Genomic DNA, 21,911 nt, shown 5'->3' with positions numbered 1-21,911 from the left:
CGGGGTGCCGTGGTGGGCGTCAGGTCCATCGGGACGGTGCCGCGCTTCAGTCGAGCCGATCGTTGGGATGGAGTCGTGGACTGTGGAAGATCAGATCAAGGAACTCGATCAGCCAACGCTTGAGATGCATGTCCCAGATCAGCCGGCCGCCGAGATGGTCGCGGCCCTGCTGGGCACCGGGCAGGGAAAACCGATGCGCGCCGCGCACCACCCAGCGCTGCATCATGATGCGGGTCAGTTCGGCGTGGAACTGGACGCCCCAGGCGTTTTCGCCATAGCGAAAGGCCTGGTTGGGGTAGGTTTCGGCCGTCGCCAGCAGGGTCGCGTCGCGCGGCAGCGAAAACCCCTCGCGGTGAAACTGATAGACCATCTCCGGCCACGCCATCAGTTCGCGGCCGGCCTCGGTGGGCTGCAGCGGATACCAGCCGATCTCGACCAGTCCCGCCTGGTGGCCCTCGACCCGACCGCCGAGATGGTTGACCAGCATCTGCGCCCCGAGACAGATGCCGAGAAACGGCTTGTTCTCCTTCAGCGGCACTTTCAGCCACTCGGTCTCGCGGCGCACGAACTCGTCGGTATCGTTGGCGCTCATCGGTCCGCCGAATATCACCGCGCCGGCATGATCGGCGAGCGTTTCGGGCAGCGGATCGCCAAGCGGAGGACGGCGCTCGTCGAGCTCGAAACCGGCTTCCAGAAGCAGGTGGCCGACACGGCCCGGGCTCGACATTTCCTGATGCATCACGATCAGGATTCTTGGCCTGTCCGCGTCCGTGCGCCGGTGTCGCGCCGTGCCGTCAGTCATTGTCGGCCTGATCCACGGATTTTTGCGGATCGGCGCGCTGGCGCATCGCGATCCGGTCACGGCGCTCGACGCCGATCAGCTCGGCGACGCGCCAGACGATATTGTCCTCCAGTTCGCTGAGTTCGCCGTCGGCGAACACCATCTCCCACATGATGCCGATGAATTCGATGCGGGCCTGTTCGTCCAGATTGCGTTTCAAGACGCTGGTGAAGGCGTAGAGGTCGACCGATTCGCGCTCGACCTTTTCCGCACGGGCGATGAAGGCGTCGCGGTCGCGACCGGTGAGGCCGTAGGCCCGGTTCAGCGCCTCGGAGAGCTTGGCGCGTTCGGCATCGAGACGCACCCCGTCGGCATCCATCAGGTGAATGAGGAGCGCGGTCGCGGCCATACGCGGATCGTCGCGATCCGCATCGGTCTCGTCCGCGGTCGCACCGGGCAATTGCTGCAGAAATGAAATCAGCCGGTCGAACATATAAATCTCCGGTTCGCGAACAGGGTGGGTGCGGCACAAGCCGCGCCGGCCCGGCCGACCGCGGCTCCCGCTTGGCGCAGGCGTCCGCGATGCGGGGCCAAAAGACGTGGCGACCTTGCCGCGACGGCGGTCGAGACGTTTCGATCGGGCACGGTCAAAACAGCTTGAACCGCTTCGAGCGCGCATCCTCGTCGGCGTCCTCGGGATCGACGCCGGGGTCGTCGGGCTGCGGCCTGCCGTCGCCGTCGGGTTCCTGCGACCAGGCGTCGTCATTGGCGGCGGCGTGCGGCGGGGGCGGCGCGGGTGCTACTTCGGACGGGTCGGCTTTCGCGGTTTCGTCGGCCTCGTTGTCGGTCTTGTCGGCCCGTGGCGGCGCTTCGCTTGCCGGTGTCGCGGCCACCAGCTCAGCCTCCTCGATCGCCTCGCCATTCCCGGCGGCGGCGTTTTCTGGTTCCGCGACCGGCGCCGGCGCGACCGGGGCGGTCAACAAAGGCTTGCGTAGCTCGTCTTCGGCCTGTCTTTCCTGTTCCAGCAGGTCGGAGGTCTTTTCCACCGGCGGCCGCCATTCGAACATGTCGAGCTTTCCGGTGACCGGCGAAACCGGCGCCCAGCGTTCCGAGACCACCCCGTCGGCCACCCAGGCGGGATCGCGCGGCGCACGCACCGCGCGCGCCAGCCATTGGCGAATACGGCCCTCGTCGCCGGTCTGGGCTTCCTCGATATCGGCGAGCAGCAGGAACACGGCCTCGCGCGGTTCGATGCGCATGGCTTCCTCGGCCGTCTCTCGGGCGAGGTCGAGTTCGCCCGCCTCCAGGGCGGCTCGGGCGACGGTCAGAGAGGATTCGGCATTGTTCTGGCGTTGTGAACGCAGTTTCTTGGCCCGCACGAGCCGGTCCATGACCGAATCGCCGTGTCGGGCGTAGACATAGGTCGCGGCGATGTCGGGATGGGCGGTTTTGCGCCAAGCGGTTTCCAGCACCTTGGAGCCCTTGCGCAGATCGTCCTGGCGAAACAGCGCCTTGGCGGCGATGACGGCCGCCGGCACCAGGTCGGGCGCGAGCCGGTTGGCCTCGAGGGCGGCGTTCTTGGCCGCGAGCGGGTCGCGGTCGAGCACGTCCATTGCCTTGGCGGTCAAAAGCACGGCGCGTTTGCGCTTGGCCTCGTCGGCCTCGATCTGCTTCGTCGACCGGCGCGCTTCCAGGATCCCCAGCGCGCCGTCCCAGTCGCCGGCCGCCGTGCGCGCCTCGAGCGCGGCATTGGAAGCCCAGCCGAGCTGCGGAGCGATCTCGGCCGCGCGGCCGGCATAATGCTGCGCGGCCTCCCGGTCGCCGAGCCGCTGCGCCTCCAGATAAAGCCCGCGCAAACCGAGTATGCGCATCTCGGGATCGTCCAGCATGGCCTCGAACTTGCGGCGCGCATCCTCGTGATTGCCTTCCAGCAGCGAGGCCTGGGCGTCGAGCAGGTGTATCAGCGGCTCCTGGTGGGCGCTGATCAGTTTCATCGCCTCGCGCTTCTTCGTGCGCGCCAGCCCGGCATCGCCCGCGCCGGCGGCGATCATGCCGGTCGACAGGGCCTGATAGCCGCGGTCGCGGCGCCGGACGCGAAAATAGCGCGCCACCGTCTGCGGGCTGGTCCAGATTGCCTTCAGGAGCCACCACAGGATCATCACCGCGGCCACCAGCGCGGTGACGATGATCGCGGCGACCATCAGCGAGACTTCATATTGATAACCGGCGAATGTCACCACAAGCTCGCCGGGACGCTCGGCCAGCCACGAGAAGCCGAGGCCGAGCGCGAAGACGACGAGCAGGAAGAGGAGAATACGGATCATCGACTATGCCTCCGCTCAGGCCCTGAGCGCGCCCGACAGCGCCTTTTCGACCAAGGTGTCGGCGGTCTGCCGCGCTTCGACCTTGGCGATGAAGTCCGCGCCCGCGGCCTTGACCGGATCGGGCAGGGTGGCGAATTCGGCGAGCGCCTTTTCATAGTCGCCGGCACGGATCGCGCTTTCCAGGCGCGCGACCGTCGGGCCGGCGCCCTCGCCTTCAACCTCGCCGATCGGCCGTACCTTGACCAGCGATTGCAGGCTCGCCAGAAGCCGCTCGAAAAACCCCGCATCGGCATCGGCCGGCGCGGCGGCCGCGACCATGCGATTGGCGGCGTCGCCCAGTTCCCGCTCGATCTGGGCGCGCGTCGGCACGCCGGTGGCGGCCAGCGCGCGCAGCGCGGCGATTTCGGGTGTGTCGGGGGCGATGGCGGCGTAGGTTTCCAATTCGGTCATGAACGGCACGCCGCGGTCGATGGCCGATTTGAGCCCGGCAGCGGCGATCGCCAGCGCGAACTTCGGGTTGGCCGCCTGCGCGTCGACCCGTTCCGCTAGCGCCGCGATCTCGGTTTCGATGGCGGCGAGCTTTTCGGCGTTCGCGACTCCGCCCGCCGCCGCGCTGGCCACGGCCTCGTTCGCTTTCGCCAATGCGGCATCGAGGGCCGCGATCCGATCGTTCAGCGCATCGAGTTGCGGCGGTTGGTCCGTGCCGGCCCCTTGCGCCAAGCCGGCCACGGTTTCCTCCAGCGCCTTCAGCCGCGTGTCGAGCGTCTGCAAGGCGGCCTCCTCGCCGGCGCCGCCTGCGGCGATCGAGGACTGCATGGTGGCGACCTGTTCGCCAAGTGTCTGCAACCGTCCGGAAAGCTCATCGATCCGCGCTTCGGCCGCCGCGACCGCTTCGGCGGACGCGCCCTGGTCTTGCCCGGTGCCGGCTTCGACCTTTTCCCGCAAGGCTGCGAGCTCGGCGCGGATCGTGTCGAGGCCGCCATCTTCGGGCTGGGCCGCGCCCGGTGCCGGCAGCAAGCCGGCATATTGCAGGCCGCCGGCGCCGGCGAGGACGACCACACCGCCGATCAGCCCGGCGGCGATCAGGGACAGGCTGCCGCGCCCTTTCGATTTCTCGCCGGATTTCGATGGCGGGGGCTTCGCATCGCCGTTCGATGCCGGTTTCGCCGTGGCGGTGCCGTCGCGGCCGAACGCGCGTGCCTCGCCGGTCTTGCCGGCGGTCGTGGCACCGGCTGCGCCCTTGTCGGGCGTGATGGATTTAGGGTCGCGCGTTACGCCCTCGCCGATTTTGGCGGCCGTCTTTTCCTGTGCGGCGCTCTTGCCGGCGTCGTCGGGCTTGAGAGGGGCGGTCTTGTCATCGGCGGTTTTGGCGCTTTCGCTCCCCACGGGCGTCGCGGCGCCCTTCGACGCGGCGTCGTTGCCGGTTTTGTCGGCGGCGGTTTTTCCGGCTGACGCCGCCGCACCGGCCTTGGTGTCCTTGGCCGCGCCCTGGCCGTCGCGCTTCACGTCGTCCGGCTCCAGGTCAATTGTCACGGGATCGCGACGCCCCTTCGAATGCCGGATTTTGGGCGGTTTCACCATTCCTTGCTCCGCAAGCTTTGCGTTTCCGGTCGGGTTGACCGTGATCATCCGCTACATTCGCACGTGCAGCATGACCTTGTGTAGTCCTTTTGCGTCGATCGGACCTAGGGCAGGCTGTCCAGCAGGTCCAGCAGGCTCGCTTCCTCGGGCGTGGGGCTGACGAGGATCGGCCAGGCGCCTTTGCCGGCCAGCCGCTCGGCTACCGCCGGCGACAGGCACGCCACCCGCATGGCGCTCAACAAAGGCGCTATCCCGGGCCGTTCCGCCAGGGCGGCGAGTGCATCGGCGCCGCGCGCGGAATAGGCGAGCGCGACGTCGGGTGGGCCGTCGGCGCAGACTCTTTGCACAGCGGCCGTGTCGGGTGCCGGAAAAACCGTCTCATAGGTCTCCACGGGCGTGCATTCCAGGCCGGCGGCGGCGAGCCCCTGTTCGAAGGCGCCATGGCGGACCCGGCCGCACAGATAAAGCACCCGCGTGCCGGATACGTAGCGCGCGGCCATGCGCCGGGCCATGTTTTGCCCGTAGCCGTTGGCGGTGTCGACATGCGAAAACCCGGCCCGGCGCGCGGCCGCGGCCGTGCGTTCGCCGACGCAATGGCACGGCAGGTCGAGCAGCGCTTCGAGCCGGGCCGGGGATGCGTGGCGCAACGCGTTGGCGCTGGTCACGGCGACCACGTCGACAGTGTCGGCCTGGGGCCAGTCGGCCTCGATCCCGCCAACCGCGCTCAGCGGCAGGACGAGCGGCACATGGCCGCGCCGACGAAGGGTGGCGGCCGTCGTGCTTGCGTCCGGCTCGGGCCGCGTCACCAGCACGCGGGCCATTGGGTCAGCTCCAGCTTTCGAAAAAGCGCGTGCCGGCGCGGGCGCGCACCCGTTCGCCGGCGTCGCGACCGATATCGGCAGCCCGCGCGAGCGGACCGGCGCCGGAAACCTCGTGGGCTTCGGTGCCGTCCGGCGTCAGAATGAGCCCGTGAAACCGCACCGCGCCGGCTTCGATCACGGCGTGCCCGGCGATCGGTGTGCGGCAGGAGCCGTCGAGCGCGGCCAGGAAAGCGCGTTCGCAGGCGAGCGCCTGGCCGGTTTCCTGATGATGGATCGGCTGCAGCAGGGCCTCGATGCGCCGGTCGTCCTGACGGTGTTCTATGCAGATTGCGCCCTGACCCGGTGCGGGCGGAAACCTGTCGACCGGCAACAGCTCGGTGACGATATCGGCCATGCCGAGCCGGCGCAGGCCGGCATAGGCGAGCAGGGTGGCGTCGACCTGGCCGTCGGCGAGTTTCTTCAGCCGGGTCTGGACGTTGCCGCGAAACATCACGACGGAAATGTCGGGCCGCAACCTGCGGATCAGCGCCTGGCGCCGCAGCGAGGACGAGCCGACCGTCGCGCCGTCGCTCAACGCTTCGAGGGTCGGCGCGGTGCCGCCGATCAGGGCATCGCGCACATCCTCGCGTTCCAGGAACGCGCCGAGAATCAGGCCATCGGGCAGCAGGGTGGGCATGTCCTTGGACGAATGCACGGCCAGATCGATGGCGCCGTCCAGCAGCGCCTGCTCGATTTCCTTGGTGAACAGCCCCTTGCCGCCGGCTTCCGACAACGGCCGATCCTGGATGCGGTCGCCGCTGGTGGTGATCACCTCGATGGCGAAGGCGTCCTCGGGAAGGCCGTGCGCGGCCATCAGCCGGGCGCGTGTCTCGCGCGCCTGCGCCAAGGCGAGCGCGCTTCCCCGAGTTCCGATCCTGATCTGGCCAGTTTGCATGTCTCAAAGTCCGTGCTAACCCCCGCCCGTGACGGAGGGTTGTGATTGGCGGCCTTCCTACCCGAGGAAAGGACCATACGGCAATCATGCGGCCCGATCACGCCGACATTCGCGTTCTCGGCATCGAGACAAGTTGCGACGAAACGGCGGCGGCGGTGGTGGAATCGCAGCCGGGGCGGCCGCCCCGGATTTGCTCCAACGTCGTACTCAGCCAGATCGCCGAACATGCCGCGTTCGGCGGCGTGGTGCCCGAGATCGCGGCGCGCGCCCATGTCGAGGGACTAGACGGTGTCGTTGCGGCGGCGCTTGCCGAAGCTGATACGCGCCTGTCGGACGTCGACGCGATCGCGGTGACCGCCGGACCTGGCCTGATCGGCGGGCTTCTGGTCGGGCTGATGACGGCCAAGGCGCTGGCGGCTGCGACAAGCAAGCCGCTGATCGCCATCAACCATCTGGAGGGGCATGCGCTGTCGGCGCGGCTGATGGCGCCGGTCGCCTTTCCCTATCTGATGTTGCTGGTTTCGGGCGGCCACACCCAGATCGTGCTGGTCAAGGGGTCGGGATCCTACGAGCGATGGGCCTCGACCATCGACGACGCGCTCGGCGAGGCGTTCGACAAGACGGCGAAGCTGTTGGGCCTGCCCTATCCGGGCGGACCGAGTGTGGAACATGTCGCTGCAAGCGGCGATCCCGCCCGCTTCGATCTGCCGCGCCCGCTCAAAGGCGAGGCGCGGCTCGATTTTTCCTTCTCCGGGCTGAAGACGGCCGTGCGCCAGGCGGCGGGCGCGATCGCACCGCTGAGCCGGCAGGATGTGGCCGACATCGCCGCGTCCTTCCAAAGCGCGATCGTGGAGACGCTGGAGGACCGCGTTGCGCGCAGCCTTTTGCGTTTTCGCGCTGTATTCGCCGAGGCGGCGGCGCCGGTGCTGGTGGTGGCCGGCGGCGTGGCCGCCAACCGGGCGATCCGCGCCGCGCTGGAAAGGCTGTGTCGCGATCACGGGTTCGGATTTCTGGCGCCGCCGGCGGAGTTGTGCACCGACAACGCGGCGATGATCGCCTGGGCGGGCATCGAGCGCCTGCGGGCAGGATTGCCGCCGCAGGACGATGCGATGATCCAGGCGCCCCGCTCGCGCTGGCCGCTCGACATGTCCGCCGCCCCGCTGATCGGGGCCGGCAAGCGCGGGGCCAAGGCGTGAGCGCGCCCGAGGCGAAGGCGGCCGCGATCGCCGTGCTCGGCGGCGGCGCATGGGGCACGGCGCTTGCCCAGGCCGAGGCGCTCGCCGGTCATGAGGTCCGGCTTTGGGCGCGCGATCCGGCAACCGTGGAAACCATCAACGGCGCGCGCCGCAACCCGCGTTTCCTGTCCGATATCACGCTCGACCGGCGTATTCGCGCCACCGCCGATCTGGCCGATGCGGTCGCCGGCGCGGCTTCGGTGCTCCTGGTAACGCCGGCGCAAACGATGGCGCCGGTGAGTCGCATGCTTGCCCAAGTGCTGGTCCCGGGCGTTCCGGTCGTGTTGTGCGCAAAGGGGATCGACGCGGCTTCCGGCACGCTTTTGTCGGCCGTCGCGGCGCGCAACCTGCCGCGGAATCCGATCGCGGCGCTGTCGGGTCCGAGCTTCGCCGTCGATGTCGCGGCCGGCCTGCCGACGGCGGTGACGATCGCAGCCGATGACGCGGAACTTGCCGGCGTCCTGTCGACGCTTTTGTCGACACCGGCGCTGCGGTGCTATTCCAGCGACGATCTTGCAGGGGTCGAAGCGGGCGGAGCGCTGAAAAACGTGATGGCGATCGCGGCTGGCGCGGTGGCGGGTGCCGGGATGGGCGCGAGCGCGCAGGCGGCCACGGTCACGCGTGGGTTCGTGGAATTACGGCGCATCGCCGGGTTTTTCGGCGCCCGCAGCGAAACGCTGATGGGGCTTTCGGGTTTCGGCGATCTCTTCCTCACCTGTGGATCCGGCAAGTCGCGCAACTTCACCTATGGGCTGGCGCTGGGGCGCGGCGACCCGCTCGACGGCCTGCCGCTGGCGGAAGGCGTGGCCACGGCCGCGATCGCCGACCGTCTCGCGCGCGAAGGCGGTATCGACGCGCCGATCACCAGAAATGTCGCGCTTTTGCTTGACCGCGCGATCACCGTGCGCGAAGCCATGACGGCGCTGCTGTCGCGGCCGCTGAAAAGCGAAGTCTGACCCGACAGGCAAGTGGAGGACCGATGCTGTTTGCCCTGATTTGCACCGACAAGCCCGACCATCTCCAGGTGCGGCTGGATACCAGACCCGATCATGTCGCCTATCTGGAGGGGCTGAACGCCAAGGGCGCGCTGAAATTTGCCGGCCCGTTTCTCGACGGCGCCGGCAAGCCGACCGGCAGCCTGGTGGTCGTGGAGGCGGCTGACCGGGCGGCGGCCGCGCTGATCGCCGAGGCCGATCCCTACGCGCGCGTCGGACTGTTCGACGCCGTCGAGATCAAGGCCTGGAATTGGGTCTTCAACCCGCCGCAGGAGGCCTAGATGGCGTATTGGCTGTTCAAATCGGAACCCTCGACCTGGTCGTGGGACAAGCAGAAGGCCAAGGGCGAAGCCGGCGAGCAATGGGACGGCGTGCGCAACTATCAGGCGCGCAACAACATGCGGGCGATGGCGGTCGGCGATAAGGGGTTTTTCTACCACTCCCAGGAGGGGTTGGAGATCGTCGGCATCGTGGAGGTGAGCGCGCCCGCCCATCCCGACAGCACCACCGACGATCCGCGCTGGGAATGCGTCGATATCCGCGCGGTGCGCGACATGCCGAAACCGGTCAGCCTCAACGACATCAAGGCCAATCCGGCGCTGGCGGAGATGGTGCTGGTGAAGAATTCGCGCCTTTCCGTACAGCCCGTCCGCGACGAGGAATGGGCCGAAATCTGTCGCATGGGCGGGATCGACCCCGCGACGATCTGACGTGCGACCGGTGGTCGGCGCGTCGGCAAAGACAGTTTCGCCGGGCGAGGCCAGTGCCTTCGTTGCGGCCAATACCGGCCTGATCGCGCCGCCGCACGTGCCTGAGATCGCGCTGCATCTCGCCGACGAGGCGCATGCGCTGTGGCTCAAGACCGAAGCGGAACTGGAGGTGATCGGCCTGCCGCCGCCCTTCTGGGCTTTCGCCTGGGCTGGTGGGCAGGGGCTGGCGCGCCATCTCCTCGACCATCCCGAGATCGTTGCCGGCAAGAGGGTGCTGGATTTCGCGACCGGATCCGGCCTGGTCGCGATCGCCGCGCGCAAGGCGGGAGCGGCCGCGGTGATCGCGGCCGATACCGATCCGTTCTGCCCAGCAGCGGTGGCGCTCAACGCCACGGCGAACGATGTCGAGATCGCCTTCGACGGCCGCGATCTGATCGGCCATGACGAAGGCTGGCAGGTCGTGCTCGCCGGCGACGTCTTTTACGATCGCGCGCTCGCCGAGCGACTTTCGGGCTGGCTCGGCCGTCTTTCGGCGCGCGGTGCGCTCGTGCTAGTCGGCGATCCCGGCCGATCCTATCTGCCGCGCGCACTGCTCACGGAAATCGCTACCTACCAGGTGCCGGTGACGCGGGCGCTGGAGGACGCGGAGGTCAAGCACACCACGGTGTGGCGGTTCGATTGACGAACTCTCAGCAGCGGCGTTCTATGCGGCCGGGGCTTTTTCGTGTGCAGGAGGGGTTGGCATGGATTTCGGAGGCGTGAACTATCTGGCGGTGCCGGTCGCCGCGGTCGCGGCTTTCCTGTTCGGCGCCGTCTATTATGGCGGGCTCGGCAAGCCCTGGATGAAGGCGGCGAAAATCAAGCCGGAAGATGCCCGTATGGAGCCGATGCTGTTCGCGACCAGTTTCGGGTGCGAACTGTTGATGGCCTGGGTGATGGCCGGCGTGATCGGCCATCTCGGCGCCGGCCAGGTGACGCTGTGGAACGGCGTCGTCTCGGGTTTCTTCCTCTGGCTCGGCTTCATGGCGACAATCACCGCCGTCAACCAGCGCTATCAGGGGTTTGGCTGGGACCTGACGCTGATCGATGCCGGCCACTGGCTTGGCGTGGCGCTGATCATGGGCGGGATTATCGGCTGGTGGGGTGTCTGAGTCAGCCGACGACCTCGATCACCGAACCGCGCCGCAGGATCGGCAGGAGCCGCAGCATCGTACGGCGCGAGACGGCCACGCAGCCCTCGGTCGGCGTATAGCCAGGCCGCGCCAGATGCAGGAAGATCGCGCTGCCGCGTCCCCGCACGGCGGGGCGCATGTTCCAGTCGAGCACGATCACGACATCGTAGAGATGGTCGGCGCGACGCATGGTCTCGTGGCTGGCCGGGTAGGGGAGGCGCACCGGACGGTTGTAGTTGCGGTCGCCGGGTGCGTCGCACCAGCCGAGCCGGGGCGGGGTCGGCCGCAGCGGCAGGCGCGTGGGGTCGACGCGGTCCCGGTCGGCGCGTCGATAGCCCCATAGCAGCGTGAGCCGGCCGTGCGGCGTGGCGCCGTCGCCTTCGCGCTTGCGCGTTGTGATGCCGGCGCGGCCGAGTGCGCAGCAAAATACATGGTGCCCGCACTGCAGCAGGCCTTGCGTCGGGCGTCCGGGCCGCGCCCGCACCACCAGCCGCGGCGGGCCGGAATTGCCGCCTGCCGCATTGCGCTCACGATTTTTGGAGTATGATGACGCGGCTTTACAAATCACGGTGAGCGTCTTTCACGATTCGCGCGTGCCCCATAGATGTGGAATCATCGACCCTTTCACGATTGCTTATGGAACGAAACATGACTTCACGCACCATATTGATTGTCGACGACGATGACGATCTGCGCACCACGCTGGTCGAGCAGCTGTCGCTCTACGAGGAATTCAGGGTCATCCAGGAACCCACGGCCGGCAAGGGCATTCAGACCGCGCGCGGCGGGCTGATCGATCTTTTGATCATGGATGTCGGACTGCCGGACATGGATGGGCGCGAGGCGGTGAAATTACTGCGCAAGGGCGGCTTCAAGGCGCCGATCATCATGCTGACCGGCCACGATACCGATTCCGACACGATTTTGGGCCTGGAGGCGGGCGCCAACGATTACGTGACCAAGCCGTTCCGCTTCGCCGTTCTGCTGGCACGGCTGCGCGCGCAGTTGCGCCAGCACGAGCAGAGCGAGGACGCCACCTTCGTCGTCGGACCCTATACGTTCAAGCCGAGTCAGAAGCTGTTGATCGACCAGCGCGGCGGCAAGGTGCGGCTGACCGAGAAGGAAGCCTCGATCATCAAATATCTCTACCGGGCCGGCCAGAAGGTGATCACGCGCGACGTGCTTCTGGAGGAAGTGTGGGGCTACAATTCCGGCGTCACCACCCATACGCTCGAGACCCACGTCTACCGCTTGCGCCAGAAGATCGAGCGTGATCCTTCCAATGCGGAAATTCTTGTGACAGAAAGCGGGGGTTACAAGCTCGTCCCCTGAGTCGAAAGGCACCGGTTGGGCCGGGCTGGAAGGCCGGGACACCTTCATGGCGCTTGACGACGATATCGGCATTCTCGCCGGCGTGGGCATATTTCGCGAATTCACGCAGGACCAGCTTCGTCTTCTCGCGTTCGGGACGGAGCGCCTGCGTCGGCCCGCCGGCAAAGAGATCTATCGCGAAGGGGCGGCGGCCGACTGCGCCTTCGTCGTGGTCGAGGGCACGGTCGCGCTTTTTCGCGAGCGCGAGGGCGAGCGTGCGATTGTCGGCCGGCTGGGGCCGGGCTCGGTGATGGGCGAACTGGTGTTGATTTCCAGCGGATACCGGCTGACCGGGGCGCTGGCCGAGACCGAAGTCGAACTGATGCGGCTCAATCGGAGCCTTTTCCAGCGCATCCTGGTCGAATATCCCGACGCGGCCGCCAAGCTGCACCGGCGGCTGTCGGCCGATCTCACCGGCATGCTGGAACGGATCGAGCGCCTGGCGCCGAAATTTTCCTAGCGATGTCGATGGGGCGATGCCCGTCGCGGGAGCGGACCGCGCCCACGATCGAGGCGGGTTTGTCGGACTTTACCAGAGCCGCTCTGCTTTTCACGGATTCGCAGACCGGCTCCACCTTCTTGTTTTAACGCGTTTGCGAACGGCGAACCGGCTTCCACTTCGCCTGGAAACGCTTCAGTCGAACCCGAAACGTGTGATGACCGGGACGTGGTCGGACGGGCGTTCCCAGCCGCGGGCGTCGCGCAGAACCTCCACCTCACGCATGTCGTCGACGAGGTTCGGCGAGGTCCACACATGGTCGAGCCTGCGGCCGCGATCGGAGGCGGCCCAGTCGCGGTTGCGATAGCTCCACCACGTGTAAAGCCGCTCATGCGGCGGGATATGGGCCCGCATCAGGTCGACCCAGCCGCCCTCGGCACGCATCGATTCCAGCCCTTCGGTCTCGATCGGAGTGTGGCTGACGACTTTGAGAAGCTGCTTGTGGGACCAGACATCGGTCTCGAGCGGCGCGATGTTCAGGTCGCCGACCAGGATCGCAGCCGATTCGCCGTCGAAACCGGCGCGCACCGAGCGCATTTCCTCGATGAAATCGAGCTTGTGGCGGAATTTCGGGTTGATCTCGGGGTCGGGCTCGTCGCCGCCGGCCGGGACGTAGAAATTGTGCAGCAGCACCGCGCGGCCGCCGGCCGAAAGCCGTGTCGAAACATGGCGCCGGTCGCCCATGCCGCAGAAATCGCGTTTTTCGACGATCTCGAGCGGACGCCGCGATAGCGTGGCGACGCCGTGATAGCCCTTCTGGCCGCTGATCGCGATGTGGCCGTAGCCGAGCGCCTCGAAGGCGGCGGCCGGAAACAGGTCGTCGGGACATTTCGTTTCCTGCAGACACAGGACGTCGGGCGCGTAGTCCTTCAAGAACTGCTCCACCAGCGGCAGGCGCAGGCGAACGGAATTGATGTTCCAGGTGGCGAGGGTGAAGGGCATGGTCGGTTCCGGCTGGCGTGAGGGCGCGAAACTGCCAGCCGCGGGCGGTGGTGGCAAGCGCAGGCCGGCGCCGGAGCCGGCTGATGGGCTTCATCCACAGGCGATTGGCGGGGAAGGGGGCGCCAACGGAACGACGCGGCCGCGGCAGGCAACGGGCGCTGATTGCGGGCGCAGGGCGAACGGGCTACCGCGTTGGTCCGCGACCGCGCGCGCCGTGCCGGGAGATATACTGATAGTCGATCGCGAACACGCTCGGATCGAAGGTCACGCCCTGCTTGACGTTGAAGATCATCACCGTCGTGTCCTTGCCCTGCGAATCGGTGATGGTCCACTGTCGCAATTCGTAGGATTCGGGGTCGAACATCATGGTGATGGTGGCGTCGCCGAAAACCGAGCGGTCCTGCAGCCTGATCGTGGTCAGGTCCTTTTCCTGGCTGACCTGGCTGACCTTTTCGGCCGACAGATCGATGCTGTCGTCGAGCAGCAGCTTCAGCGGCGTCTTCGACAGCGGGTAGAGATCCCACGTCTTCAGCTTCTTGTTGTTGATGACGACCGACTTGCCGTCGGCGATCACCTGTACGCCGGCCGGGGCCTCGTAATTGAAGCGGATCTTGCCGGGCCGTTCGATGTAGAATTTGCCGCCGGTCTGTTCGCCGCGCGGACCGAATTGCACGAACTCGCCCATCATGGTGCGGATCTGGGTGAAATGATTGGCGATTTTCTGCGCTTCGGGGCTGGCCGTGGCCGCCGCCGTGGCAGGCGCAAGCGGCATGAGACAGGTCGCGCCGAGCGCGGCGAAACCGGCGAGCGCGGCGCGGCGCGACAATCGTCCTGCCATGTGCGGGGAAGAATTCATGATGGCAGCTCTCCTAAGCGTTGCGAGAGGTCTAGGCACCGAGTGCGGCATTAGTTTGGCTCTCATGCGGCCGACCGGTCAAAAAGTCTCGTCCTCGGTCGGCACCAAGATCTCGCGCTTGCCGGCGTGGTTGGCCGGGCCGACGACGCCTTCCTGCTCCATGCGCTCGATGATCGAGGCGGCGCGATTGTAGCCGATGCCCAGGCGTCTCTGGATATAGCTGGTGGAGGCTTTGCCGTCCCGCAAGACCACGGCGACGGCCTGGTCGTAGGGGTCGTCGGAATTATCGACATTGCCGCCGCCGGAACCCGACGGGCCGGAGGCGTCGTCGTCCTCGTCGTCCTCGGTGATGGCGTCGAGATATTCCGGCACGCCCTGGAGCTTGAGATGGGCAACGACCTTCTCCACCTCGTCGTCGGAGACGAACGGGCCGTGGACGCGCTGGATGCGCCCGCCGCCGGCCATGTAGAGCATGTCGCCCATGCCGAGAAGCTGTTCGGCGCCCTGTTCGCCCAGAATGGTGCGGCTATCGATCTTGGAGGTGACCTGGAAGGAGATCCGGGTCGGGAAATTGGCCTTGATGGTGCCGGTGATGACGTCGACGGACGGACGCTGGGTGGCCATGATGACATGGATGCCGGCCGCGCGCGCCATCTGCGCCAGGCGCTGCACCGCGCCCTCGATGTCCTTGCCGGCGACCATCATCAGATCGGCCATTTCGTCGATGATGACGACGATGTAAGGCAGCGGCGCCAGGTCGAGCGTCTCGGTCTCGTAGATCGCCTCGCCGGTTTCGCGGTCGAAGCCGGTCTGGACGGTGCGCGAGATCGCCTCGCCCTTCTTGGTGGCCTGGGTGACGCGCTGGTTGAAGCCGTCAATGTTGCGCACGCCGACCTTGGACATCTTGCGATAGCGGTCCTCCATCTCGCGCACGGTCCATTTCAGCGCGACCACGGCCTTTTTCGGGTCGGTGACGACGGGGGTCAGAAGATGCGGGATGCCGTCATAGACCGACAGTTCGAGCATTTTCGGGTCGATCATGATCAGCCGACATTGTTCGGGCCGCATGCGATAGAGGATCGACAGGATCATGGTGTTGATGGCGACCGACTTGCCCGAGCCGGTCGTGCCGGCGACGAGCACGTGCGGCATCTTGGCGAGATCAGCGATCACCACCTCGCCATTGATGGTCTTGCCGAGCGCCAGGCCGAGCTTCGCCTTGGTCTGCTCGTAGTCGCGCGAGGCCAGGATCTCGCGCAGGAAAACCGTTTCGCGGCGCGCATTGGGAAGCTCGATGCCGATGGCGTTGCGGCCCGGCACCACGGCGACGCGGCAGGCGATCGCGCTCATCGAGCGGGCGATGTCGTCGGCAAGGCCGATGACCCGAGACGACTTGATGCCGGGTGCGGGCTCGAGCTCGTAAAGGGTGACGACCGGGCCGGGGCGGACATGGATGATTTCGCCCTTGACGCCGAAATCCTCCAGGACGCCCTCGAGCAGGCGCGCGTTCTGTTCCAGCGCGTCCGTCGACAGGCTGGGGTCGCGCGCGACGTTTTTCGGTTCGGCCAGGAAGTGCAGCGTCGGCATCTCGAAGTCGCTGGCGTCGATGAAGGAGGTTTGCGCCTCGCGCTGGACCCGGGCGCCGGGCTTGGGTTTGGGCGCCGGGTTTTCAACCCGCGCGGCCGCCCGCACGGGCTGGGGCGCGTTCTGCCGGGGCGCCGGCTCGAAATCGCCCGTATCCTCGAAACCGGCATCGTCGAAAGCCGAGCCTTCGACCGGTTCGGGCACCAGACCGTCGAGGCTTTCGAATTCGGGCTCGACGCGCAGCCGGTCGGCCCGTCCGGGCCGGATCTGCGAGACCTCGTCGGCCTCGTCCGGCACTTCGTCATAGTCGATGCCGGCATCGCGCGGCCCCGAAAGCCGGCGCACGAAGGCGCGGGCCGACAGCCACCAATGGACCAGCGCGCCGAGCGCTGGAACGCCGTCATCGTCGTCGGCCTCGTCAAAATCGCGATCGTCGTCCTCGTCGTCGCCGGCGGCCGCGAACTCGTCGACGGGCAGAGCGCTGCGGCCGATCAGACCGGTGGCGAACAGCATCAGCCACAGGCCGGGCAGGCCGAACAACAGCATCAGCACTGCCGCCAGCAAGCCTTGCGGATAGCCGCCCGACAACAAGGCGGGCAGTTTGAGCACCATGTCGCCGAACACTCCGCCGAGGCCGGACGGCAGCGGCCAGGTCGGCGGCGCGGCGATGCAGCCGGCCACGGCCGCGCTCAGAAAGGCGGCGCCGGCCCAGGCGGCGCCGCGGCGCGGCAGGCGATCCGGTGTCCGGCCGGCGAGCAGGAACAGGCTCCAGGCGAAAACCGGCACCAGCGCGGCGACGGAGGCGAGCCCCAGGAACTGCATGGCGAGATCGGCAACGACCGCGCCGGGATATCCCATCGCGTTGGTGAGCGTGTTGCCGGTGGCATGGCTGAAGCTGGGGTCGGCGACGTTCCAGGTCGCGAGCGCGGCGATGGCGAAGGCGCCGAACGCCAGCAGCGCCAGCCCGAGCGCGCGGGCCAGCAGCCGCTGCACGAAACTCTGGATTCCCTGTCCGATTCCACCCAGGGCCAGTGCCGCCGAATTGCCTGATCTCATCTCGCCTTCCTCGTACGCGTGCCGCCGTCCAGCCGATCGATCCGGACGGCAGGCCGCGACCCACCCTAGAAAGCGAGGGTTAAAGCCCCATTAACCATGCGTATTTGCGAGCCAGGGGATATCGCGTTTTTAAAAACGGGATGGTGGCTCCGGTAGCCTGCTAGAAGGACAGACCCGAACCCACGGCGCCCAGCGCCGTCCACATCAAAATGAGCGATCCGCATATGAAGCGCGGTGGCAGCCTGCCCATCAGCGATCCGGCGCGTTCCGAAAACGGACGGGGGAATGGCGAGTCGTCGCCCACGACCCTGAACCAGTGTTTGCGCAGCGCGCTGGTTCGGCGCGACGATGCCTCGATGCCCGCCCAGGTCGAGGCGGCAACGAGGATCCCGACCAGGGTGATCACGCCGTGTATCCAAAAGCGCGCTGGATCGGACGTCGTGGCCGTCGCGACCAGCGCATAGCTGGCGATCATAAAGCCCTGAAAAGTCAGGTTCCAGTTGAGCCGGCTGGCGATCAGGCCCTGTTCGATTTCGAACTGACGGCTGATCGCTTGGACGATGCGATATTGATCTTCCAGAGACAATGCTCTCCCCTCCCCCGGCGCCCCCACGCGGCGACTAGGATATGAGGAGAGAATGGAGCCCGATTCAAGTCTCGCTTCGTATAAGCGGGACCGCGGAACCGGGTCTTTTTTGTCAGCAGGCGCTCTGAACGTTCCGGCCGGCAGGAGGCTGCCGGCCGGAATTGGCGTTACGAGTGGTAGGCGGCCTCGCCGTGCGAGGTCAGGTCGAGGCCTTGACGTTCGGCGTCCTCGGCCGGCCTGAGTCCGATCAACACATCGGTGAGCTTGTAGAAGATCGCCGAGCCGATGCCGCACCACACGATGGTGACGAGGACGGCCAGGATCTGCGTCCAGACCTGCCCGGCCATCGACACGCCCTCGGCATAGCCGACGCCGCCCAGCGCGGAGGAGGCGAAGATGCCGGTGCCGATCGCGCCGACGATGCCGCCAATGCCGTGAATGCCGAACACGTCCAGCGAATCGTCGTAACCGAGTTTGATCTTCACGACGGCGACGAAATAATAACACACCGCGCTGGCGATGGCGCCGAGCACGATGGCGCCGACCGGGCCGACCAGCCCGGCGGCCGGCGTCACCGCGACCAGGCCGGCGATGACGCCGGAAGCCGCGCCCAGCATGGAGGCCTTGCCGCGCGCAAGCGCCTCGATCACTACCCAGGCGATGATCGCGCCGGCGGTCGCGGTGAAGGTGTTGATCATGGCAAGTGCCGCGCCGCCGGTCGCCTCGAGGTTGGAGCCGGCATTGAAGCCGAACCAGCCCACCCACAGCATCGAGGCGCCGACCATGGTCAGGGTCATGGAATGCGGGGCCATGTTGTCCTTGCCGTAGCCGATGCGCTTGCCGATCATCATGCACCCGACGAGACCGGCGATGCCGGCATTGATATGCACCACGGTGCCGCCGGCGAAGTCGAGCGCGCCCCAGCCGAACAGCAGCCCGCTGCCGTCCCAGACCATGTGAGCGATTGGGAAATAGACGAAGGTGACCCACAGGACGACGAACAGCACCACGGCCGAAAACTTCACCCGTTCGGCGAAGGCGCCGACGATCAGCGCCGGCGTGATGCAGGCGAAGGTCATCTGAAAGCAGATGAAGACCAGTTCGGGAATGACGACCCCGTCGGTGAAGGTCGCCGCGGTGCTGTCCATCGTCACGCCGGACAGGAACAGCTTGCCGAACCCACCCCAGAACGGGCTGGTGCTGCCGCCGAAGGCGAAGGAATAGCCCCACACGGTCCAGATCACGATGACGACGGCGGTGATCATCGTGCATTGCATCAGCACCGACAGCATGTTCTTGGCGCGAACCAGCCCGCCGTAAAACAGCGCCAAGCCCGGCAGGATCATGAACAGCACCAGCACGGTGGCGATCATCATGAACGCGGTGTCGCCCTTGTCCATGATGGGTGCGGCCGCCTCGGCCGTGTCCTGGGCATAGGCGGCGAAAGGGGCAAGGGCACCGGCGCTCAGGCCGCCGGCCAGGGCGGGCCGAAGGCCGCGCCGGATAAGCGTTGGAATGGTCATCTTGGTCTCCTTGAAATCGGAATGACGGTCAAATCGCATCGACGTCGGTTTCTCCGGTGCGAATGCGCACCGCCTGATCGATCCCGTGGACGAAGATCTTGCCGTCGCCGATCTGTCCGGTGCGGGCGGCCGCGCCGATCGCCTCGACGGCCCGGTCGGCGAGATCGTCTGCGACGACGATCTCGATCTTGACCTTCGGCAGGAAGCTGACGGCGTATTCGGCGCCGCGATAGATTTCGGTATGTCCCTTCTGGCGCCCGTATCCCTTCACCTCGGTGACGGTCAGGCCCTGGATGCCGACGGCGGTCAGCGCCTCCCTGACCTCGTCGAGCTTGAACGGCTTTATGATAGCCATCACGATTTTCATCAGGCTTCACCCTTGTTTGTGCGGGGTCCCGCGTTCCATCACACCGCCGGCGGCCCGCGGGCGACCGGAGCGTGAAAAGGGTGATTCAAGCTCCGTGCCAGTTTCGATGGCCTACGAACAATAGCCTGAAATGTTTCGGGAAATCGGATCGGGCGTCGCGCAGCCCGGCATTTGCGAATGGTGTTTCTGCAAAAATATCGTGCAGAACGAAGGTTGTGCCCAAAATTTAGGCTTTGGCCCTGGGCTCGCTGCGGAGCCGAATCAGCCCTTCCTGGGCGACCGAAGCGATCAGCACCCCGTCGCGGCCATAGATGGCACCGCGGGTGAAGCCGCGGGCGCCAGAGGTGGAGGGGCTGTCCTGGGTGTAGAGCAACCAGTCGTCGAGCGGGTGCTCGCGGTGGAACCACATCGCATGGTCGAGGCTGGCGACCTGGAGGTCGGGATCGAAAACGGCACGCCCATGCGCGAAGGTCGAGGTGTCGAGAAGGGTCATGTCGGAGAGATAGGCAAGGACCGCGGCGCGCAACGGCCATTGGTCGGGCACCGGGCCGGTGGTCCGCAGCCAGATGTTCTGGCGCGGCGGCAGCTTGTCGCGGCTCGTGTAGTGCTCGAGATTGACCGGTTTGATCTCCAGCGGCCGTTCACGGGCCCAGAAGCGGCGAATCGTGTCGGGCACGTTGTCCATATGCTCGAGCAGTTCGCGCTGGGTTTTGAGTTTTTCGGGCGGCGGCACGTCGAGCGGCATGGGGAATTGATGATCGAGCCCCGGTTCGGCGAGCTGGAAGGAAGCCTCGAGCGAAAAGATCGCCTTGCCATGCTGGACGGCGACAACCCGGCGCGTGGTGAAGGAGCCGCCGTCGCGGATGCGGTCGACCTCGTAGACGATCGGCACCTTGGTGTCGCCGGGACGCATGAAATAGCCGTGGAGCGAATGCACCTGCCGGTCGGCGTCGACGGTGCGCTGGGCGGCGACGAGGGCCTGACCGATGGTCTGGCCGCCGAACACGCGTTGCCAGGCCGTTTGCGGGCTGCGACCACGAAACAGATTGTGTTCCAGCCGCTCGAGGTCGAGAATGGCCAGAAGTTCCTGCATGGCTGGCGACATCGTCACGGCCCCGCTTTCGTCGACATGTCCGATTGTTCAGACTTGGCGGGTTTTCGAGCAGAAAGGCAAGGGCGAAGTCAACCGGATCGAGGGGCTGCGCGCCACGATCCGGCCTGCGCACAGAGGAGTTGGTGATGGCGAAAATGGCAAAACGCGGACGTGTCGACGTCGTGATCGCGGGTGCGGGATATGTCGGGCTGGCGACGGCGGTATCGATCGCGCAGGCGCGGCCCGCACTGAAGATCGTCGTGGTCGACGCCGCGCCCGCGGGCGTGTGGCAACGCGACGGCCGGGCCTCGGCGATCGCGGCGGCAGCCTGCCGGATGCTGTCGCAGCTCGGCTGCTGGGACGAGATCGCGCCGCAGGCGCAGGCGATCACCGATATGGTCGTCACCGATTCGCGCACGTCCGACCCGGTGCGCCCGGTGTTCTTGACGTTCGACGGCGAGGTCTCGGCCGGCGAGCCGTTCGCGCACATGACGCCCAATAAGGTGCTGAACGGCGCCTTGCGGCGGCGTGCGGCCGAACTCGGCATCGATCTCCTGGAAGGGGTGGCGGTCGAGCGCTTCGACGTCGGACCGGCAGGCGTCACCGTCGCGCTGGCCGATGGGGCTGCGATCGAGGCGTCCCTGCTGGTTGCCGCCGACGGGGTGAAGTCGCGCCTGCGCGACATGGCCGGCATCAAGACGGTGCATTGGGATTACGGCCAATCGGGTATCGTGTGCACGGTCAAGCACGAACGCCCGCACAACGGCCGCGCGGAGGAGCATTTTCTGCCGGCCGGTCCGTTCGCGACGCTGCCGCTGACGGGAAACCGTTCGTCGATCGTGTGGACGGAACGCACCGAGGAGGCCGAGCGTCTCGTCGCCGAGGACGATATCGTCTTCGAGACGGAACTGGAGCTCCGCTTCGGGCTGAAGCTCGGCGAGATCAGTGTCGAGGGGCCGCGCCGGGCCTGGCCTCTCGGACTGACATTGGCGCGCGAATTCGTCGCGCCTCGCTTCGCACTGGCGGGCGATGCGGCACACGGGATTCATCCGATCGCCGGCCAGGGGCTCAATCTCGGCTTCAAGGATGCCGCCGCTCTGGCCGAAGTGGTGGTGGAGGCCGATCGGCTCGGCGAGGATATCGGCGCGCTCGACGTGCTGGAGCGCTACGCGCGCTGGCGCCGCTTCGACACGGTGCAGATGGGCATTACCACCGATGTGCTCAACCGCATGTTCTCCAACGATTTCGGACCCTTGCGCGCGGTGCGCGATCTCGGGCTCGGCATGGTCGACCGGATGCCCCGGCTGAAGGAGTTCTTCATCCGTCAGGCGGCGGGCCTGGCCGGCGAGGCGCCGCGGCTTCTGCGCGGCGAGGCGATCTGAGCCAAGCCGGCGGGCCAGCGTGTTCGCCAGCCGGGCTGCCGAACGATTGTGACCGGTTTCGGCGGTCGCCGCGCAAGGTCGGATCGCCGAAGGCCGGCA

The 21,911-nt window shown here is 67.0% G+C and carries 23 protein-coding genes; 9 read left to right on the top strand and 14 right to left on the bottom strand.

Annotation, left to right across the window (positions count from 1 at the left end; translation table 11 throughout):
* Window positions 1-46: 46 nt before the first annotated feature.
* The 6 genes from EP380_RS08200 to hemC form a co-directional block, all read right to left on the bottom strand.
* Entirely contained in the window at window positions 47-802 is a 756-nt protein-coding gene (locus EP380_RS08200) for a glutamine amidotransferase (RefSeq protein WP_106570193.1), read from the bottom strand.
* The gene (locus tag EP380_RS08195; protein WP_106570192.1) at window positions 795-1,274 is read right to left on the bottom strand and encodes a tellurite resistance TerB family protein; all 480 of its coding nucleotides are present in this window, start codon (window positions 1,272-1,274) and stop codon (window positions 795-797) included. The genes EP380_RS08200 and EP380_RS08195 overlap by 8 nt, the downstream gene beginning before the upstream one ends.
* Before the next feature lie 154 nt (window positions 1,275-1,428).
* Window positions 1,429-3,105 (bottom strand): heme biosynthesis protein HemY, encoded by a 1,677-nt coding sequence (locus tag EP380_RS08190; protein ID WP_127597925.1) that lies wholly within the window; start codon window positions 3,103-3,105, stop codon window positions 1,429-1,431.
* A 15-nt stretch (window positions 3,106-3,120) separates the two neighbouring features.
* Entirely contained in the window at window positions 3,121-4,638 is a 1,518-nt protein-coding gene (locus EP380_RS08185) for a COG4223 family protein (protein ID WP_127597923.1), read from the bottom strand.
* A gap of 152 nt (window positions 4,639-4,790) precedes the next feature.
* A complete protein-coding gene (locus EP380_RS08180; protein ID WP_127597921.1) occupies window positions 4,791-5,507 on the bottom strand; it encodes a uroporphyrinogen-III synthase in 717 nt (238 codons plus the stop codon).
* A gap of 4 nt (window positions 5,508-5,511) precedes the next feature.
* Window positions 5,512-6,441 (bottom strand): hydroxymethylbilane synthase, encoded by a 930-nt coding sequence (hemC, locus tag EP380_RS08175; protein WP_127597919.1) that lies wholly within the window; start codon window positions 6,439-6,441, stop codon window positions 5,512-5,514.
* A 107-nt stretch (window positions 6,442-6,548) separates the two neighbouring features.
* On the opposite strand from hemC, the gene tsaD reads away from it, so the two are divergent.
* The 6 genes from tsaD to EP380_RS08145 all read left to right on the top strand — a co-directional run bounded on the left by tsaD (window position 6,549) and on the right by EP380_RS08145 (window position 10,532).
* A complete protein-coding gene (tsaD, locus tag EP380_RS08170) occupies window positions 6,549-7,637 on the top strand; it encodes a tRNA (adenosine(37)-N6)-threonylcarbamoyltransferase complex transferase subunit TsaD (protein ID WP_238719805.1) in 1,089 nt (362 codons plus the stop codon).
* Window positions 7,634-8,632, top strand: a complete 999-nt coding sequence (locus tag EP380_RS08165) for an NAD(P)H-dependent glycerol-3-phosphate dehydrogenase (RefSeq protein ID WP_127597915.1) — start codon at window positions 7,634-7,636, stop codon at window positions 8,630-8,632. The genes tsaD and EP380_RS08165 overlap by 4 nt, the downstream gene beginning before the upstream one ends.
* Window positions 8,633-8,655: 23 nt before the next feature.
* Window positions 8,656-8,952 (top strand): YciI-like protein, encoded by a 297-nt coding sequence (locus EP380_RS08160; RefSeq protein ID WP_127597913.1) that lies wholly within the window; start codon window positions 8,656-8,658, stop codon window positions 8,950-8,952.
* On the top strand, window positions 8,953-9,381 hold the full coding sequence (locus EP380_RS08155) for an EVE domain-containing protein (protein WP_127597911.1): 429 nt from the start codon (window positions 8,953-8,955) through the stop codon (window positions 9,379-9,381). It abuts the gene before it with no gap.
* A 10-nt stretch (window positions 9,382-9,391) separates the two neighbouring features.
* Window positions 9,392-10,063: a class I SAM-dependent methyltransferase gene (locus EP380_RS08150; RefSeq protein WP_127598230.1), complete on the top strand. Its 672-nt coding sequence runs from the start codon at window positions 9,392-9,394 to the stop codon at window positions 10,061-10,063.
* Between the two features lie 61 nt (window positions 10,064-10,124).
* On the top strand, window positions 10,125-10,532 hold the full coding sequence (locus tag EP380_RS08145; RefSeq protein WP_127597909.1) for a DUF1761 domain-containing protein: 408 nt from the start codon (window positions 10,125-10,127) through the stop codon (window positions 10,530-10,532).
* A gap of 1 nt (window position 10,533) precedes the next feature.
* Here the strand turns inward: EP380_RS08145 and EP380_RS08140 are convergent, their stop codons facing one another.
* Window positions 10,534-11,121 (bottom strand): L,D-transpeptidase family protein, encoded by a 588-nt coding sequence (locus EP380_RS08140; protein ID WP_127597907.1) that lies wholly within the window; start codon window positions 11,119-11,121, stop codon window positions 10,534-10,536.
* Between the two features lie 80 nt (window positions 11,122-11,201).
* Between EP380_RS08140 and EP380_RS08135 the strand changes: the two genes are divergently transcribed.
* The gene (locus EP380_RS08135; RefSeq protein WP_106570180.1) at window positions 11,202-11,885 is read left to right on the top strand and encodes a response regulator transcription factor; all 684 of its coding nucleotides are present in this window, start codon (window positions 11,202-11,204) and stop codon (window positions 11,883-11,885) included.
* A 46-nt stretch (window positions 11,886-11,931) separates the two neighbouring features.
* Complete coding sequence (locus tag EP380_RS08130; protein ID WP_127597905.1) at window positions 11,932-12,384, top strand: Crp/Fnr family transcriptional regulator; 453 nt, start codon at window positions 11,932-11,934, stop codon at window positions 12,382-12,384.
* A gap of 174 nt (window positions 12,385-12,558) precedes the next feature.
* Here the strand turns inward: EP380_RS08130 and EP380_RS08125 are convergent, their stop codons facing one another.
* The 7 genes from EP380_RS08125 to EP380_RS08095 all read right to left on the bottom strand — a co-directional run bounded on the left by EP380_RS08125 (window position 12,559) and on the right by EP380_RS08095 (window position 20,442).
* Entirely contained in the window at window positions 12,559-13,365 is an 807-nt protein-coding gene (locus tag EP380_RS08125) for an exodeoxyribonuclease III (protein ID WP_127597903.1), read from the bottom strand.
* 184 nt (window positions 13,366-13,549) lie between these two features.
* The gene (locus EP380_RS08120) at window positions 13,550-14,221 is read right to left on the bottom strand and encodes an outer membrane lipoprotein carrier protein LolA (RefSeq protein WP_127597901.1); all 672 of its coding nucleotides are present in this window, start codon (window positions 14,219-14,221) and stop codon (window positions 13,550-13,552) included.
* A gap of 78 nt (window positions 14,222-14,299) precedes the next feature.
* On the bottom strand, window positions 14,300-16,861 hold the full coding sequence (locus tag EP380_RS08115; protein ID WP_127597899.1) for an FtsK/SpoIIIE family DNA translocase: 2,562 nt from the start codon (window positions 16,859-16,861) through the stop codon (window positions 14,300-14,302).
* Window positions 16,862-17,021: 160 nt separating this feature from the next.
* Window positions 17,022-17,447 (bottom strand): hypothetical protein, encoded by a 426-nt coding sequence (locus EP380_RS08110; RefSeq protein ID WP_106570175.1) that lies wholly within the window; start codon window positions 17,445-17,447, stop codon window positions 17,022-17,024.
* A gap of 167 nt (window positions 17,448-17,614) precedes the next feature.
* The gene (locus EP380_RS08105; protein ID WP_106570507.1) at window positions 17,615-18,970 is read right to left on the bottom strand and encodes an ammonium transporter; all 1,356 of its coding nucleotides are present in this window, start codon (window positions 18,968-18,970) and stop codon (window positions 17,615-17,617) included.
* Between the two features lie 28 nt (window positions 18,971-18,998).
* Window positions 18,999-19,337 (bottom strand): P-II family nitrogen regulator, encoded by a 339-nt coding sequence (locus EP380_RS08100; protein ID WP_106570174.1) that lies wholly within the window; start codon window positions 19,335-19,337, stop codon window positions 18,999-19,001.
* 226 nt (window positions 19,338-19,563) lie between these two features.
* A complete protein-coding gene (locus EP380_RS08095) occupies window positions 19,564-20,442 on the bottom strand; it encodes an acyl-CoA thioesterase (RefSeq protein ID WP_127598227.1) in 879 nt (292 codons plus the stop codon).
* Between the two features lie 134 nt (window positions 20,443-20,576).
* Here EP380_RS08095 and EP380_RS08090 point away from each other — a divergent pair, with 134 nt between their 5' ends.
* A complete protein-coding gene (locus EP380_RS08090) occupies window positions 20,577-21,812 on the top strand; it encodes a ubiquinone biosynthesis hydroxylase (RefSeq protein ID WP_127597897.1) in 1,236 nt (411 codons plus the stop codon).
* Window positions 21,813-21,911 lie beyond the last annotated feature (99 nt).

Source organism: Nitratireductor alexandrii (assembly GCF_004000215.1).
GTDB classification, from domain to species: domain Bacteria; phylum Pseudomonadota; class Alphaproteobacteria; order Rhizobiales; family Rhizobiaceae; genus Mangrovimarina; species Mangrovimarina alexandrii.
Note: the sequence above shows the minus strand (reverse complement) of the source record. Positions and strands in the feature narration are given on the sequence as shown.